Origin of the sequence: Streptomyces sp. NPDC058534, assembly GCF_042717365.1 — a bacterium.
Lineage (GTDB): Bacteria > Actinomycetota > Actinomycetes > Streptomycetales > Streptomycetaceae > Streptomyces.
In genome coordinates this window covers 36,169-51,755 of sequence record NZ_JBHXNW010000064.1, presented here as the reverse complement: position 1 = coordinate 51,755, position 15,587 = coordinate 36,169, and the positions used below count along the sequence as shown (strand labels likewise).

The following is a 15,587-nucleotide window of genomic DNA, read 5'->3' as shown; positions in this document are numbered from 1 at the left end:
CCTCGATGCCGTTCCTGGAGGAGATCGGGAAACTGGACCGGGAGGGCGGGAGGGTCACCGTGGTCGCCGAGGACGAGGACGGGCGCCCCGGGCTCGACGCCTTCCTGGCGGAGCTGCCCGAGGGCACGGCCGTGTACTGCTGCGGCCCGGAGGGTCTGCTCGCGGCCGTCGAGGAACGCCTCCCGGAGGGCACCGCCCTGCACCTGGAGCGGTTCGCGCCGCGCACCGCGGCGGGCGGCGACGCGGAGTTCGAGGTCGAGCTGCACCGCAGCGGGCGCACGCTGACCGTGCCCGGCGACTCGTCGGTGCTGGCGGCGGTGCGGGCCGAGCTGCCGGGCACCCCGTACTCCTGCGAGCAGGGCTGGTGCGGGACCTGCCAACAGAGGGTGCTGGAGGGCGAGATCGATCACCGGGACGAGCTGCTGACCGACTCGGAGCGCGGCGACTCGATGCTCATCTGCGTGTCCCGCGCCCGCGGCACCCGGCTCGTGCTCGACATGTGAACACCGATGCCCGGTCCGGCCCGTTCGGGGGCTGGATTCGATCGGTAAGGTGTTCGTATGACTACCGGGGTACGCCGCAGAATGGGCGTCGAGGAGCGGCGGCAGCAGTTGATCGGCGTCGCGCTCGAACTGTTCAGCCGCCGCTCGCCGGACGAGGTGTCCATCGACGAGATAGCGTCGGCCGCGGGCATCTCGCGCCCGCTGGTGTACCACTACTTCCCCGGCAAACTCAGCCTGTACGAGGCCGCGTTGCAGCGCGCCTCGGACGATCTGGCGGCCCGGTTCGTGGAGCCGGCGGAGGGTCCGCTGGGGGCGCGGCTGCTGCGGGTGATGGGGCGCTACTTCGACTTCGTCGAGGAGCACGGGCCCGGTTTCTCGGCCCTGATGCGCGGCGGTCCGGCCGTCGGCTCGTCCACCACCAACGCCCTCGTGGACTCCGTACGGCAGGCCGCGTATGTCCAGATCCTTTCGCACCTGGGCGTCACCGACCCGCCCGCACGGCTGGAACTGGTCGTCCGCTCCTGGATCTCGCTCGCCGAGTCGACGGCCCTGCTCTGGCTGGACGGGCGCCGCATCCCGCGTGCCGAACTGGAGACACAGCTCGTGCACGACTTCGCCGCGCTGACGGCGGTGAGCGCCGCCCATGACGAGGAGATGGGCGCCCTGCTGCGCCGCGTCATCGAGGACGAACCGGCCGACGGCCCGTTCGGGGACCTGATCGGCCGGCTGATCGCGCTGGCGTAGGTGTATTGACCCGCCGGCCTGTCCTCAGACCTCGGCCTTGCGGTAGGACGGGTCGAGATCGCGCACCTCGGCCGACAGGTGCAGGGTGACCCCGTCCCTGGGCTCGACGTGCTTGCGGAGCAGCTCCACCACGGCCTCGGTGAGCCGCGCCTTGGCCTCCTCGGAGCGTCCGGCGAGCAGGGCGATCGAGACGTCCACGATGGCGTGCCGCTCCTTCTCGGCGCCGACGGCCTCGTCCTCGCTGCGCAGGACCCGCGTCTTGCACGCCGGCAGCCGCGCGGCCACCGTCTCCACGATCACCGGGTGCAGGGCGAGCGCGAACTCCTCCCAGTCGACGTCGTCGAGAGATGCGGAACGCTCGATGGTGATCTGCGGCATGGGTGCTCCTGTTCTACGGCGGACAGGAGCACCCTAACCGCAGCGTTCCGCTAGCCCGCGCGGGTGAAGACCGCCACCGTGCGCGCCGGGACCGTGAACGTCCCCGACGCCTTCGCATAGGCGGCGCTGCGGACGACGGGGTCCGCTCCGGACGCCTGTACCGGGTGCAGCCGGTAGCCGGTCCCGGCCGACTCGCTCACCCGCTGCCGCTGCTCCTGCGGGGTCGAGTTGAAGACGACCACCAGGTCACCGAGGCGCATGGTGATCACGCCGGGCGTCTCGTCCTGCCCGGAGAGCGGGAAGGAGAGCCGGGACTGCACCTGGCCCGCCGTGGCGAGGGAGAAGTCCTGCTCGCCCGTACGGATCTTCAGCAGGTCCTGATACACCGCCGAGGCCCCGGTGATCTGCGGGCAGCCGACCCCGACCGAGCCGAGGAGCGGTTTGGCGTACGGCCACTTGTCCTGGTTGTCGGCCGCCGGCGGCAGCCCGCGCCCGAAGCCGTTGCCGTCGGCGCAGCTCCAGTGGATGGCGTTGAACCAGTCGCCGCTGTCGTAGGAGTTGCGGTCCAGCGACTTGGAGCGCAGCAGGTCGGTGCCCGCCTGGGAGAGCGCCGGGCCCTGCGAGAGCGCGGCGGTCGCCATGGCGAGGACCTGCATGCGGGCCCGGTCGGCGGCGGACGTGTCCTTCGGCAGCTTGAAGGCGAGCGCGTCGAACAGGGACTCGTTGTCGTGCGCGTCGGCGTAGGCGAGGGCGTCGCCGGGTGCCGCCGCGTATCCGGCGGGGGCGCCGTTGTAGTCGACCTCGGAGCCCTTGACCCGCTTGCCGTCGGTGTCCGTGAACGCGTAGTCGGCGAGGTTCCCGGAGAGGCCGACCTTGATCAGGTCCTGGTAGTGCAGCAGGCGGGCCCGCTGCTCGGCCTCGGTGCCGTTGGCCTTCGAGGAGTTGGGGTCGGTGAACAGGCCCGACGCGAAGCCCTGGACGCCGGGGTCCTCGTCGAAGGGGCCGCCGCCGCGCACGGCGTCGCGGGCGCGGTCGGAGAAGGTCGCGACGCCGGTGCCGGCCATGTTCTTCTGGGTGGCCTGCGTGAAGCGGGCGTCGTCGGCGATCTCGCCGAAGTTCCAGCCCTCGCCGTACAGGATGATCTTCTTGCCGTCGACGCCGTCCTTCTTGAGGGTCAGCGCGTCGAGGGCCTCGCGGACGGCGAGGATGTTGGCCTTCGGGTGGTGGCCCATGAGGTCGAAGCGGAAGCCGTCGACCTTGTACTCCTTGGCCCAGGTGACGATCGAGTCCACGACCAGCTTGCCCATCATGGCGTTCTCGGTGGCGGTGTTGGCACAGCAGGTGCTGTTGGCCACCGATCCGTCGGCGAGGAGCCGCTGGTAGTAGCCGGGCACGATCCGGTCGAGGACGCTCGTCCTCGCCTGACCGCCGGCCGCAGTGTGGTTGTAGACGACGTCCATGACGACCCGCAGCCCGTCGTCGTTCAGCGCCTTGACCATCCTGCGGAACTCGACCGTGCGGGCGGTGCCCTCCGGGTCGGTGGCGTAGGAGCCCTCGGGGACCGTGTAGTGGTAGGGGTCGTAGCCCCAGTTGTAGGCGTCCTTGGCGGCCGCCCGCGCCACGCACTCCTGTTGCCTGTCGGAGTCGGCCGGCAGTGCGGCGAGGTCGCAGTCGACGGTGGCCTGGTCGGACTTCTTCTCGGGGATCGTGGCGATGTCGAAGGCCGGGAGCAGGTGGACGTACGAGGTGCCCGCCTCGGCCAGTTCGCGCAGGTGTTTCGAGCCGTCGCTCCTCTTGTCGGTGAAGGCGAGGTAGGTGCCCCGGTGGCCGGCGTCCGCCGTCCGGTCCGCGACGGAGAAGTCACGGACGTGGAGTTCCTGGATCTGGGCGTCCCTGAGCGGCACCGCCTTCGGCTTGTCGTAGCCGTCCCAGCCGCGCGGGGCGAGGTCGCGGTCGTCCAGGTCGACGACGAGGCTGCGCTCGGAGTCGGTGGTCAGGGCGAGCGAGTAGGGGTCGGTGACCTGGTTGGTGACGACCTTGCCCGCCTCGGGCGCCCACACCGTCACGGCGTACCGGTAGGCCTCGCCCTTCCAGGAGCGGGGACCGGTGACGGACCAGACGCCGGAGTCGCCGTCCCGCCGCATCCGGACCGTGCGGTCGCCGATCTCCAGCCGCACGCTCTGCGCGGTCGGCGCCCACAGGGAGAGCGTGGGGCGGCCGTGCCGGAAGACCGGCCCGAGGTCGGCCTTGGTGGCGTCGTCGGCGTACAGGTCGTCCAGGGCGCCGGCGATCTGCACGCCGGTCGCCGCGAGGACGGCGCCGGTGGCGGCGCGCTGGGAGGCGACGACCTGGCCGCGCAGGGCCTCGCGGACCCGGTCGCGGTCGCGCGGGTCGACCGACCAGGCGGCGTACTCCTTCAGGTGCGGGTACTTCGCCTTCTGGGCGTCGGTGAGGGCGGTCTTCGTGAGGCGGAGCCAGGTGGCCTCGTCACCGCCGGTGAGCGTGCCGTTCTCGGCCTTGATCGAGCCGGTGCGGGAGGCGAGCAGCTGGGTGGAGGCGGCGCCCTCGGCGCCGTTCCAGGCGACGGTGTTCCGGTCGATCCAGACCGCCTTGGAGGTGGAGAGGTCGACGGCCGCCGCCGAACCCGCGGGCTGCGGCAGCAGGTACTTCTCCTGGCCGCTCAACAGCCACACCTCGTGCCCGTTGGCCGTGAGGTCGAGGGCCTGGTCGGTGGGCAGGTCCTTCTCGTCGCCCTTGTGGATGATGTAGCTGACGCTGGTGGCACCCGCGCTGAGCGGCACCTCGAAGACCGCGCCGTAGGAGTCGGTCTTCACCGGCATCAGGGGTTTCGCCCAGTCGGTGGGGTTCGCGGCGCCGCTCCAGACGTGCAGGCCCCAGCCGTCGTAGTTCCCGTCGGCGCGGTGGTAGTTGAGGACAGCCTTGGTCTTGTCCTGGGCGGGGTAGTCGGGCCGTTCGGTGACGACCTGCTCCTTGCCCTGCTCGATCCAGACCTCGCCCGTCCGCGTGACGTCGATCGTGCGGTCGGCGGCGACGTCCTTGTTGCCGTCCTTGTCGACGACGAGGAAGTTGACGTCGCTCGCGCCGGGCTTGAGCTTGACGTAGGCGAAGGCGCCGTAGGCGTCCCGGCCGATGAAGGGGTGGCTGTCGGGCCACTCGGTGGCCTCACCGTCGGCGAGGTCGCCCCAGGCGTACAGGCCCCAGTCGTCGTAGTTCCCGTCCTCCCGCTTGTAGTGGACGATCGCGTGGTCGCGGGAGGCGGCGGTGGGCGGCTCCTCGACCGGCGGGGTACCGGTCGTCGAGTCGGCCATGGCGCTCGCGGTGCGGCCCGTCGAGTCGACGACGACCGCCTTGTAGCGCAGGGCGGTGCCGGCCGGGGTGTCCTCGTCGATGGTGTGGGTGACCTTGTAGGGGGCGTGGTCGGCGGAGCCGAGGGTGCGCCACTTGCCGTCGCCGGTCTGGGCGGCGAAGACGACGCGGTTGAGCTGTCCGCCTCCGACGTCGGCGGTCAGTTCGACGGTGCCGGTGGCGCCGGGGTCGGGGGCGGTGAGGGTGACCGTCGGCTTGGTGGCTGGCTCGGCGAGCTTGCCGGCGGCCTTGAGGACGACGGCAGAACCGGCCGGGACGGTGACGGAGACCTTCTTGTCGGCGCCGGACTTCGCGTCGTCGTCGGTGCCGTAGAGGGCGCGGAAGGTCATGTCCGCCGAACCGGTGGCGAAGGTGGCCGTCCTCGCCTCGTCCGCGTTGTTGAAGGCGACGACGTACTCGGTGCCGCGCGCGGCGTCGGTGCGCGAGAAGGCGTAGACGCCGGCGCCGTCGGCGGCGTAGCGCTCGGTCTGGACGCCGTCGGCGAGGGCGGGGTGGGCCTTGCGCAGCTTGGCGAGGGCGCTGATCTGCCGGTACAGCGGCGCGTTCGGGTCGTAGGCCGCCTCGGCGTGGGTGCGGTCGGTGCCGAGCTGGTCGTCGTCCAGGTAGTCGGCGGTGCGGGAGGCGAACATGGGCTGGCGGGCGTCCTTGTCGCCGCCCGCGCCGGTGAAGCCCTGCTCGTCGCCGTAGTAGATGACCGGGTTGCCGCGGCTGAGGAACATCAGCTCGTTGGCGAGCCGGTCCCTCTTCAGCAGTTCGGCGTCGGTGGCCTGCGGGTCGTCCTGCCTGAGGAAGGTGCCGATGCGGCCCATGTCGTGGTTGCCGAGGAAGGTGACCTGCTCGTACGCGTTGGCCTTGTCGGTCGTGTACTTGTAGTCGTCACCGAAGACCGAGGCGAGCTTCTGGGCGCTGCCGCCCTGGGAGGCGTACGCGCGGGCCGCGTCCTGGAAGGGGAAGTCGAGCGTGGAGTCCAGGCGGCCCTGGGTGACGTACGGGGAGGTGACGGAGGTGTCGGCGGAGTAGACCTCGCCGAACATGAAGAAGTCGTCCCGGCCCTTCTTTGCGGCGTACGCGTCGAGCGCGGTGGCCCACTGGGTCCAGAACTCCATGTTGACGTGCTTGACCGTGTCGATGCGGAAGCCGTCGATGGCGAAGTCCTTCACCCACCGCTGGTAGATCTTCTCCATGCCGCTGACGACCTCGGGACGTTCGGTCCACAGGTCGTCGAGGCCGGAGAAGTCGCCGTACGTGGTGGACTCGCCGGCCCAGGTGGAGTCGCCCCGGTTGTGGTACATGGCCGGGTCGTTGAGCCACTTCGGAACCTTGAGGTTCTTCTTCGCGGCGGGCACGACGGGCGTACGCGGGAAGGAGCCGGAGCCCACACGGGGGAATCCGCGCTCGCCGTCCGCGTAGTCGGAGTCGTCGAAGGGCTTCCCGTCCTTGGTGAGGTAGGGGAAGGCGCCCTTGGACAGGTAGTCGTACGACTTCTCCTCGTAGTCCACGACGTCGGCGGTGTGGTTGGTGATGACGTCGAAGAACACCTTCATGCCCTTGGCGTGCGCCTTGGAGACGAGGTTCTTGAGATCCTGGTTGGTGCCGAAGTGCGGGTCGACCTGGGTGAAGTCGGTGATCCAGTAGCCGTGGTAGCCGGCGGAGGCGTCCTTGCCCGTGCCCTGGACAGGCTGGTTCTTGAAGATGGGTGCCATCCAGAGGGCGGTGGTGCCCATGCCCTTGATGTAGTCGAGCCGGTCGGTCAGGCCCTTGAGATCGCCGCCCTGGTAGAAACCCTTGTCGGTGGGGTCGTGGCCGGTTGCGAGACGGGTTCCGGTCAGGCCGCCCTTGTCGTTGCGGGTGTCGCCGTTGGCGAAACGGTCCGGCAGGACGAAGTAGAACTGCTCGCGGGTCAGGTCGTGGCGTGCGGCGGCCTTCGCCAGCTTCGCGTCGGACGGGGGCGCGGGCGGAGTGTCGGCCCGCGCGGCGAGGGGTGGGAGGAGGGCTGCGGCGAGCGCGGTCACGGTGACGGCCGCGACCCGTCTCACTCGTGCGGTGCGGCGCGCGACAGGCACCGGCCATCTGGGTATCACGGGCGTGAACTCCTTGTGCTGACGGCTCGATCGGGTCCGACCCCGGCGTGACCGTAGCGCTGCCGCAAGTCTTGCGGCAAGGGTCGTGAAAGTACCGGTAAGAATTTTCACGACCCTTGCCCATGAGGCGCGTTCAGCAGCCGGACCTGCCCGCGTAGAGGGCGAGCGCGGTGTTGGCGCCCAGCGTCGCCGTGAACTGCCCCGAGCCGTTGACGCTCACGGCCTTGCCGCTCTGGACGTCGCAGTACGTCCCGGCGGGCAGCGACGTCTGGTAGGTGCGGCTCAGCGAGCCGGACTCGTGGTTGATGGCGACGAAGCCCTTGCTGCCCCGCCCGAAGGCGATGGCGTCGTTGCCGTTGTCCCACCAGTTGGTGACCGCCTGACCCCGGGTGGCGTTGCGGAAGGCGACCATCGACTCGATCTCGGGCCAGGCGTGCTGGCACTTCCAGCCGTCCTGCCAGCAGGCGTCCACCCGTCCGCCGTTGGGCGGTCCGGCGTCGGCGTTCGACCACTCGTAGCCGGAGTTGACGTCGGGGGCGCCGTAGGGCCAGGCGAGCATGAAGACGTTGGCCAGGGTGTAGTTGGCGTTGTCCTTGTAGTTGAGCGTGGCGCCGTTGCGCTCGGTGTCGTGGTTGTCGACGAAGACACCGGAGACGCCGCTGCTCATGTACCCCCAGCCCTCGCCGTAGTTCTTCAGGTAGGCGAGGTTCTCGTTGTTGAAGACGCGCTTGAGGTCGTAGGCGTACCGGAACTCCTGCACGTCGCCGCTGCCGGTGTACTCGGTGGGCTGGACGGCCTCGCCCGCGCCGTGGATGACCTCGTGCTTCCAGTGGACGCCCGGGTTGCTCAGCCTGGACTTGATGTTCGCGAGATCTCCGGCCGGGATGTGCTTGGCGGCGTCGATGCGGAAGCCGTCGACGCCGAGCGAGAGGAGGTCGTTCAGGTACCCGGCGATCTTCCCCCGGACGTAGTCCTCACCCGTGTCCAGGTCCGCGAGGCCGACCAGTTCGCAGTGCTGGACGTTGTAGCGGTCCTGGTAGTTGCTGATCTGGGAGCGGCAGTCGTCGAAGTCGGGCGACGAGTAGAGCCCGGGGTAGTCGTACTTCGCGTACGACGAGCCGCCGGTGCCGATGCCGCCGCCCGCCGACATGTGGTTGACCACGGCGTCGGCGACGACCTTCACACCGGCGGCGTGGCAGGTGTCCACCATGCTCTTGAACGCGGCCCGGTCCCCGAGCCGCCCGGCGATCCGGTAACTGACGGGCTGGTACGACGTCCACCACTGCCCGCCCTGTATGTGCTCGGCGGGCGGCGAGACCTGCACGTAGCCGTAGCCGGCGGGGCCGAGGGTGCGGGTGCACTCCTTGGCGACGGAGGCGAAGTTCCACTCGAAGAGAACGGCGGTGACGTCCTTGGCGCCGGGCGGGGCGGCCTGCGCACTGGTTGGGGTCATGACAAGGGCGGCCGCTGCCAGAGCGACGGCCCCCGTGAGGGCTCTACGTGTCATGTGGGGTGTTCCTTCATCATCGAAGGCTCTGTGGGGAGCCGAAGGTCGCCTGGAGGCCCGCTTGAAGACTCTTGCTGAAACCTTCAGAAACCTTGCGGTGACGCAGATGTTAAAGGTTCACTGACGGAAAGGGCAGCGGTCGGTGTGAAGTTGCGGCAGGAGATTATGAATCTTGCGACGCGGAGGTCCGCGAGCCGCCGACATCGCTCACCGGATCACGTCCGCCGTATACCGGCGACGAAGGCGGTCCAGGCTGAGACTGGAAACAGCAACGCCGGTCCGGTGGGGTTCTTGCTGTCCCGGACGGGGACGGTGCCGGGGATGTTGGCGGCGAGTTCCAGGCAGTCGCCGCCCCCGCCATCGCTGTACGTGCTCTTACGCCAGGCTGCGACAGTCAGGTCGGGTCGGGTACTGCGCATGTCTCGTACTCCTTCATGACCCGCCGGATCAGGACCGCGGATGCCTCTGGCGGCAGGGCTCGGGCATGGACGAGATCGTAACGATGGGAGTGCCGGGCCACCATGGTCCGGTCTTCCACCAACTCGCCCGAGTGGCCCGCCTCCAGGTAGGCCACGTCCGGCGCGTGGTCGAACGACAGGAGGGTGAGCGAGCCACCCATCGCCGAATGGGCGCCGGCAGCGAAGGGCAGTACCTGCAACTCGATGTGCGGGGTGCCTGCGGCTTGGAGCGCGGAGCCCAGCTGCTCCCTCATGACCGTCGGGCCCCCCACGGGGCGCCGGATCACCGACTCGTCGAGCACCACCCACAGCAGGGCGGGCCGCGGCTTCCGGAGGAGGCTCTGCCGACTGAGCCGAGCTGCCACCTTCTCCTCGATCTCCTCCACCGTGCACCAGGGTTGGCCCTGGCGCAGCAGCTCGCGCGCGTAAGCCTCGGTCTGAAGCAGGCCCGGGACACTGTGAGCCATGTACTTGTGCATGGCGTTCGCTCTGGCCTCGTACTCCACGAACTTCCGTGCCCAGTCCGGAATCGGCGTCCTCCTGATGTGCCCCCACAGGTCGATCAGGTCGCCGTCGGCCTCCAGGATCGCGTCCAGCTTGGTGTTGACGTCCTCAGGAGGTGTCTCCTTACCCAGTTCGAACTGGGCGATCCGGCTGTGGGCGATGGGGATCAGGTCACCGAGCCGACGCTGGGTGAACCCGGCGCGCACGCGGAGCTTGCGCAGCTTCACGCCGTAGAGCGCGGGCAGGGACGCGGACGGGTCGAGTTCCTTCGGCGCGGGCATCGCCTGTCCCCCGTTTTCGATCCGATGCAACGAAAACCGTTACCCCTGGTGAGCGTAGCGTCACGTAACGATGATCGTGGGGAGAGTCGGGATCATCACGAAGGAAGGGCACCGCACCATGGCACCACAGGAACGCAGGAGGCGCGCAGCCGCGATCCAGGACGCAGGCGCCGCCAGGGACGAACTCGCCGGCGCGCTGGACGAAGTGGGCGTACGTCTGCCGTCGTTGGGCCTGGACACCGTCTCGCTCGCCAGCGACTACCTGCCACCGCTGGTGGAACTCGGACGCTGCAACCCGGGCACGGCACGGAAACTGGCGGCCGCGCTGCGGGAGGGCGGCGCCACCGAACTGACCGCCAGGGTGCGTGAGGTGAACCGGCGTAGCGAGCAGCGGACTCGATAGCGCACTACGCGTATGGTGAGGGCCCGCCCACCCCCGGAAGGGGACGGCGGGCCCTCAGCGGGAGCGAGCGTCAGGCCCGGGTCCACCACACCGTCGTGTCCGCCGGGACCTTCGTCTCGTCGGGCGTCTCGGTGACTTCGTCGCTGGTCAGGAGGAGGCGGCCGTATGCGGGCAGCGTCACCGACTCGCCGGTGGTGTTGGCCACGCACACGAAGTCGCCGCGGCGGAAGGCGAGGACGCCCTCGGGGGCGCGGAGCCACTCGACCGCGTCGCCCGCGCCGAGGTCGGGCTGGTCGCGGCGGGCCGCCAGCGCGGCGCGGTACAGCTCCAGGGTCGAGCCGGGCTCGCCGGTCTGGGCCTCGACGCTCAGCTCGGCCCAGCCCGCCGGCTGCGGCAGCCAGCTGCCGCCCGCGCCGAAGCCGTACGACGTACCCGTGCGCGTCCAGGGGATCGGCACCCGGCAGCCGTCGCGGAAGCCGTCCTGGCCCGCGCCCCGGAAGTAGGCCGGGTCCTGGCGTACCTCGTCGGGGAGGTCGACGACGTCCGGCAGGCCCAGCTCCTCGCCCTGGTAGACGTAGGCCGAGCCGGGCAGGGCCAGCATGAGGAGGGTGGCGGCGCGGGCGCGGCGCAGGCCGAGCGCGCGGTCGCCGGCCAGGCGGATCTGGGTGCCGAGGCCGGGCGGGTTGGCGAACCTGGTGGCGTGCCGGGTGACGTCGTGGTTGGAGAGGACCCACGTGGCGGGGGCGCCGACGGGGCGCATCGCGTCCAGGGTGCGGTTGATGACCGTGCGCAGTTCCTCGGCGTCCCAGGGGGTGCCCAGGTACTGGAAGTTGAAGGCCTGGTGCAGTTCGTCTGGACGGACGTAGTTCGCGGTGCGCTCGACGGTCGGGGTCCACGCCTCGGCGACGAAGATGCGCTCGCCGCTGTACTCGTCCAGGATCAGCCGCCACTGGCGGTAGATGTCGTGGACGCCGTCCTGGTCGAAGAACGGCATGACATCGTTGCCCAGCAGCTTCAGTTGCTCGTGAGATCCCAGGTCCGGCAGGCCCTGCGCCTTCACCATGCCGTGCGCGACGTCGATGCGGAAGCCGTCGACGCCCATGTCCAGCCAGAACCGCAGGATGGAGCGGAACTCGTCGCCGACCGCCGGGTGCTCCCAGTTGAAGTCGGGCTGCTCGGGCGCGAACAGGTGCAGGTACCACTCCCCCGGCGTGCCGTCGGGCTCGGTGACCCGGGTCCAGGCGGGCCCGCCGAAGATGGACTCCCAGTCGTTGGGCGGCAGTTCGCCGTTCTTCCCCTTGCCGGCGCGGAAGTGGTAGCGGTCCCGGGACGGGGAGCCGGGGCCCTCGGCGAGGGCGCGCCTGAACCACTCGTACTGGTCCGAGGAGTGGTTCGGCACCAGGTCGACGATGATGCGCAGGCCCAGCCCGTGGGCGTCGCGGATCAGCGCGTCGGCGTCAAGCAGGGAGCCGAACATGGGGTCGACGGCCCGGTAGTCGGCGACGTCGTACCCGGCGTCGGCCTGCGGCGAGGCGTAGAAGGGGCTGAGCCACACGGCGTCCACGCCCAGGTCGCGCAGGTAGGGCAGGCGGGTGCGGACACCCTCCAGGTCGCCCATGCCGTCGCCGTTGCTGTCGGCGAAGCTGCGCGGATACACCTGGTAGATGACCGCGTCCCGCCACCAGTCGCGGCGCCCCGCGACGGTGGCCGTGGCGGAGGAGGTGACGGAGGTGGGGGCCGGTGCGGCGGAGTGCTGCTGGCTCATGTCGTCCTTGGTGTGTCACAGAGGTCTGGTCATGGAGGCATGGGTGGGGGACGAGGCGGCCGGCCGCGGTGCAGCGGGGTCGGATGGGCACCGCGGCCGGACGTTTTCCCGGCCGGGCGTCAGCCCTTGGTGCCGCCGGCGGTGAGGCCGGTCACCAGGTTCTTCTGTACGAGGTAGAAGAACGCGGAGACGGGTATCGCGACGAGTACGGCGGTGGCGGCCATCAGATGGCGCTGCGCGTCGTGCTCGCTGATGAAGCTCTGCAGACCGACCGCGAAGGTGTACTTCGTGTCGCTCAGCATGAAGGTCGAGGCGAAGGCGACTTCGCCGAAGGCGGTGATGAAACTGTAGAAGCCGGCGACCGCGAGACCCGGCCTGGCGAGCGGCAGGATCAGCCGGAAGAAGGTGCCGAAGGGGGTCAGCCCGTCGACGCGCCCGGCCTCGTCGATCTCGAACGGGATGGTGTCGAAGTAGCCCTTGAGCAGCCACGCGCAGTACGGCACCGCGGTCGTGCAGTAGACGAGGATCAGGCCGAGATAGCTGTCGACGAGCTGGAGCTCGGACAGGATCTGGTACATCGGCACGATCAGCACCGCGATGGGGAACATCTGGGTGACCAGGAGTACCCACATGAGCTTGCGGTAGCCCGGGAAGCGCATCCGCGAGACCGCGTAGCCGGTGGTGGCGGCGACCATGACGCCGATGACCGTGGTGCCCAGCGAGACGATCAGCGAGCTCTTCAGCCAGTCGAAGAAGTTCGTGTGCTGGAGCACGAACGCGTAGTTGTCGAGAGTCATCTTCGACCAGATGCGCCCGGGGTGCAGGTAGTCGTCCTTGTCCGGGCCGAGCGACAGATAGACCAGCCAGGCGACCGGGAAGAGGGCGATGAGGCTCGCGACGGTCAGGACGCCGTGCGAGGCGAGGGACGCGGCACGGCTGCGTTCGCCGCGGCCACGCACCCGGCGCGGCACGGCGCCGGACGCGGGGACCTGCTCGGCCGGGGCCTTGGTCGGCGCGGTGGTAGTACTCATGGCGGCTCCTGCCTCAGATCGCGAGCTGCTGCTCATTGCGGTTCAGCCAGCGGCGGTAGAAGGAGGTGAAGACGATCAGGATGGCCAGCAGCAGGATGCCGTAGGCCGCGGACTGCGCGAAGTCACGCGGCTGCTGTCCGAAGCCCAGGTGGTACGCCCAGGTGACAAGGATCTGTGCGTCGGGGGCGGTGTTGCCGAACAGCAGGAAGATCACGGCGAACTGGTTGAAGGTCCAGATGATGCCGAGCAGGACGACGGTGGAGCTGACGGACCTGAGACCGGGCAGGGTGACGTAGCGGAACCGCTGCCAGGCGTTCGCGCCGTCCATCTCGGAGGCCTCGTACAGGGTGTTGTCGATGGACTGCAGGCCGCCGAGGAGCGAGACCATCATGAACGGCACGCCGCACCAGGTGTTCACCATGATCGCGGAGAACCGCTGCCAGAAGGTGTCCTCCAGCCACGCGGGGGTCGGCAGATGCAGCCAGTCCAGGGCCGAGTTGACGATGCCCGCGTCGGCGAGCATGAAGCGCCAGCCGAAGACCGTGACGAAGGTGGGCACGGCCCACGGCAGGACCAGGATCAGCCGGTAGAAGGTGCGGCCGCGCAGCTTCTGGTTGAGCAGCAGGGCGAGACCGAGGCCGATGAAGAAGTGCAGGCCGACGCAGACCGCCGTCCACACGATGGTCCAGATGAAGTGCGACCAGAAGCGGTCGTAGGCGGTCGGGCCCCACAGGATGTCGGCGTAGTTGTCCAGGCCGATGAACTCGTAGGTGGCCTCGATCTCGTTGACGCCGATCGTGCGCCCCGTGTTGAGGCTGTTGGCGTCGGTGAACGTGAGGTAGAAGCCGTACCCCAACGGGTACAGCACGAGGACGCCGATCACGACGGCCACCGGCGCGATCATGGCGTAGGCGTACCAGTGCTTCTGGTATCCGTCTTTCAGACGCCGGCCGAGGCCGGGCCGCGGGGTGCGGTCACCGCGGCGTTTGCCGGTCGCGCGGTCGATGGCGACTGTCATGGTTCGACACCTTCGGGAGCATCGGGACGAGCGGGACGATCAAGGGGTACGGCGCACAGGCCGGTGGCCGCCGGGTCCCCTCCCCCCAGCGCGGGGGACCCGGCGGCCACGCGGGCTCACTTGCTGAAGTCCGGCACCAGCTTGGCGATCGCCGTCTCGGCGTCGCCCAGGCCCTCGTCCAGGGACTTCTTGCCGCCGGCGATCTGGGGCAGATGCTCGTCGAGCGGGACCCACAGGGAGCTGTACTCCGGCAGGGCCGGGCGCGGCTGGGCGGCGGGCAGGACCGTCTGGTAGCCGGCGATGCCCGGGTCGGCCTTGACCTCGGCGGTGTAGGCGTCGTCGCGGGTCGGCAGCGTGGAGTTCTTCAGGGCGATGGTCTCCTGGGACTTCGCCGAGGTCATGAACTTCACGAACTTCAGCGACGCCTCCTGGTGGGCCTTGTCCGAGCCGGCGTACACCGACAGGTTGTGGCCGCCGGTCGGGGCGCCCGCCTTGCCGGTGGAACCGGCCGGGACGGTGGCGATGCCGAGGTTCTTCTTGTCCTTGAAGGCGGTGCCCTTGTAGAAGTTGGTGATCTCCCACGGGCCCTGGACGATCGAGGCGACCTTGCCGCTGACGAACGCCTCCTGGATGTGGGCGTAGGCGTCGGCGGTGGTGTCCGCCTTGTGCAGGCCCTTGCCCTCGAACAGGCTCAGCCAGGTGCCGTACGCCTTCTTGCCCTCGGGCGACTTGACGGTGATCTTCTTGCCCTCGGCGTCGACCGTGTCGGTGCCCTCGCCGTAGAGGAACGGCTGTGCGTAGTAGCCGGCCGTGGAGCCCCAGTAGCCGTCGGCGCCGGTCTTGTCCTTGATGGTGGCGGCGGCCTTCTTCAGGTCGTCCCACGTCTTGGGGGCCTCGACGCCGGCCTTCTCGAACAGGGCCTTGTTGTAGACGAAGGCGAGGGTGTCGGTGACCAGCGGGACGCCGTAGGTCTTGCCCTCGTACTTGGCCTGCTCGATCAGGTTGGGCTGGAACTTGTCCTGCTCGGCGAGGGCCTCGGTGCCGTCCAGCGGCAGGAAGAAGCCCTTCTTGGCGAAGGCGGGGGTCCAGCCGACCTCGGCGCGCAGCACGTCCGGGGCGCCCTTGGAACCGGCGGCCGTGTCGAACTTGTTCTGCGCCTGGTCGAAGGGGACGTTGACGTAGTTGACCTTGACGTCCTTGTTGGCGGCCTCGAACTCCTTGACCAGGGCCTTGTAGGTCGGCGCCTCGTTGGTCGCGTTGGAGGTGTCCCAGTAAGTGATGGTCACCGGTCCGCCGGACTCGCTGTCGCTGTCGCCGTCCCCGCCGCACGCCGTCGCCGCCAGGGCGAGGGACGCCACCAGCGCGGTGGCCGCTATGCCACGCCGCATGAGTTCTCCTTGAGGGTGAAAGCCCGTGTGGTGCAGGGTGCGGGCCCGTCCGCCGCTCCTGCCGACCGCCGACCGCGTCGTCGCTGCCGCCGGGCGAGGTAAAAGTAGCCGCGCTGGAAGTGGCGCGAAAGACCTTGCA

12 protein-coding genes are annotated in these 15,587 nt (G+C 69.6%); 3 read left to right on the top strand and 9 right to left on the bottom strand.

Translation table 11 applies throughout. The features are described from left to right. Together ACFWR9_RS31280 and ACFWR9_RS31275 are read left to right on the top strand one after the other, a co-directional pair. A partial coding sequence (locus ACFWR9_RS31280) for a flavin reductase family protein (protein WP_383847808.1) occupies positions 1-503 on the top strand: 503 nt, incomplete at its 5' end. Positions 504-560: 57 nt separating this feature from the next. Next, positions 561-1,247, top strand: a complete 687-nt coding sequence (locus ACFWR9_RS31275) for a TetR/AcrR family transcriptional regulator (protein WP_383847805.1) — start codon at positions 561-563, stop codon at positions 1,245-1,247. A 24-nt stretch (positions 1,248-1,271) separates the two neighbouring features. Here the strand turns inward: ACFWR9_RS31275 and ACFWR9_RS31270 are convergent, their stop codons facing one another. The 5 genes from ACFWR9_RS31270 to ACFWR9_RS31250 all read right to left on the bottom strand — a co-directional run bounded on the left by ACFWR9_RS31270 (position 1,272) and on the right by ACFWR9_RS31250 (position 9,843). Further along, positions 1,272-1,625, bottom strand: coding sequence for a 5-carboxymethyl-2-hydroxymuconate Delta-isomerase (locus tag ACFWR9_RS31270; protein WP_383847802.1), 354 nt, complete (start codon positions 1,623-1,625; stop codon positions 1,272-1,274). Positions 1,626-1,675: 50 nt separating this feature from the next. Further along, entirely contained in the window at positions 1,676-7,093 is a 5,418-nt protein-coding gene (gene pulA, locus ACFWR9_RS31265) for a pullulanase-type alpha-1,6-glucosidase (protein ID WP_383847800.1), read from the bottom strand. 133 nt (positions 7,094-7,226) lie between these two features. After that, complete coding sequence (locus ACFWR9_RS31260; RefSeq protein WP_383847798.1) at positions 7,227-8,600, bottom strand: alpha-amylase family protein; 1,374 nt, start codon at positions 8,598-8,600, stop codon at positions 7,227-7,229. A 215-nt stretch (positions 8,601-8,815) separates the two neighbouring features. Further along, complete coding sequence (locus tag ACFWR9_RS31255) at positions 8,816-9,019, bottom strand: DUF397 domain-containing protein (protein ID WP_383847796.1); 204 nt, start codon at positions 9,017-9,019, stop codon at positions 8,816-8,818. Continuing rightward, positions 8,995-9,843, bottom strand: a complete 849-nt coding sequence (locus ACFWR9_RS31250; protein WP_383847794.1) for a helix-turn-helix domain-containing protein — start codon at positions 9,841-9,843, stop codon at positions 8,995-8,997. The genes ACFWR9_RS31255 and ACFWR9_RS31250 overlap by 25 nt, the downstream gene beginning before the upstream one ends. 118 nt (positions 9,844-9,961) lie before the next feature. On the opposite strand from ACFWR9_RS31250, the gene ACFWR9_RS31245 reads away from it, so the two are divergent. Beyond that, complete coding sequence (locus tag ACFWR9_RS31245; RefSeq protein ID WP_383847792.1) at positions 9,962-10,246, top strand: hypothetical protein; 285 nt, start codon at positions 9,962-9,964, stop codon at positions 10,244-10,246. A gap of 70 nt (positions 10,247-10,316) precedes the next feature. Here ACFWR9_RS31245 and ACFWR9_RS31240 read toward each other — a convergent pair whose 3' ends face one another. The 4 genes from ACFWR9_RS31240 to ACFWR9_RS31225 form a co-directional block, all read right to left on the bottom strand. Next, a complete protein-coding gene (locus tag ACFWR9_RS31240) occupies positions 10,317-12,011 on the bottom strand; it encodes a glycoside hydrolase family 13 protein (protein WP_383847791.1) in 1,695 nt (564 codons plus the stop codon). Positions 12,012-12,130: 119 nt separating this feature from the next. After that, on the bottom strand, positions 12,131-13,042 hold the full coding sequence (locus tag ACFWR9_RS31235) for a sugar ABC transporter permease (protein ID WP_383847788.1): 912 nt from the start codon (positions 13,040-13,042) through the stop codon (positions 12,131-12,133). Between the two features lie 13 nt (positions 13,043-13,055). Beyond that, a complete protein-coding gene (locus tag ACFWR9_RS31230; RefSeq protein WP_383847785.1) occupies positions 13,056-14,060 on the bottom strand; it encodes a carbohydrate ABC transporter permease in 1,005 nt (334 codons plus the stop codon). 116 nt (positions 14,061-14,176) lie between these two features. Then, on the bottom strand, positions 14,177-15,448 hold the full coding sequence (locus ACFWR9_RS31225) for an extracellular solute-binding protein (protein WP_383847782.1): 1,272 nt from the start codon (positions 15,446-15,448) through the stop codon (positions 14,177-14,179). Positions 15,449-15,587: the final 139 nt, after the last annotated feature.

Bases quoted from the DNA above. Each gene is read 5' to 3' on its own strand.
- ACFWR9_RS31240 (WP_383847791.1), bottom strand. From the start codon at position 12,011: ATGAGCCAGCAGCACTCCGCCGCACCGGCCCCCACCTCCGTCACCTCC.
- ACFWR9_RS31275 (WP_383847805.1), top strand. From the start codon at position 561: ATGACTACCGGGGTACGCCGCAGAATGGGCGTCGAGGAGCGGCGGCAG.
- ACFWR9_RS31225 (WP_383847782.1), bottom strand. From the start codon at position 15,448: ATGCGGCGTGGCATAGCGGCCACCGCGCTGGTGGCGTCCCTCGCCCTG.
- ACFWR9_RS31250 (WP_383847794.1), bottom strand. From the start codon at position 9,843: ATGCCCGCGCCGAAGGAACTCGACCCGTCCGCGTCCCTGCCCGCGCTC.
- ACFWR9_RS31270 (WP_383847802.1), bottom strand. From the start codon at position 1,625: ATGCCGCAGATCACCATCGAGCGTTCCGCATCTCTCGACGACGTCGAC.
- ACFWR9_RS31255 (WP_383847796.1), bottom strand. From the start codon at position 9,019: ATGCGCAGTACCCGACCCGACCTGACTGTCGCAGCCTGGCGTAAGAGC.
- ACFWR9_RS31245 (WP_383847792.1), top strand. From the start codon at position 9,962: ATGGCACCACAGGAACGCAGGAGGCGCGCAGCCGCGATCCAGGACGCA.
- ACFWR9_RS31260 (WP_383847798.1), bottom strand. From the start codon at position 8,600: ATGACACGTAGAGCCCTCACGGGGGCCGTCGCTCTGGCAGCGGCCGCC.
- ACFWR9_RS31230 (WP_383847785.1), bottom strand. From the start codon at position 14,060: ATGACAGTCGCCATCGACCGCGCGACCGGCAAACGCCGCGGTGACCGC.
- ACFWR9_RS31235 (WP_383847788.1), bottom strand. From the start codon at position 13,042: ATGAGTACTACCACCGCGCCGACCAAGGCCCCGGCCGAGCAGGTCCCC.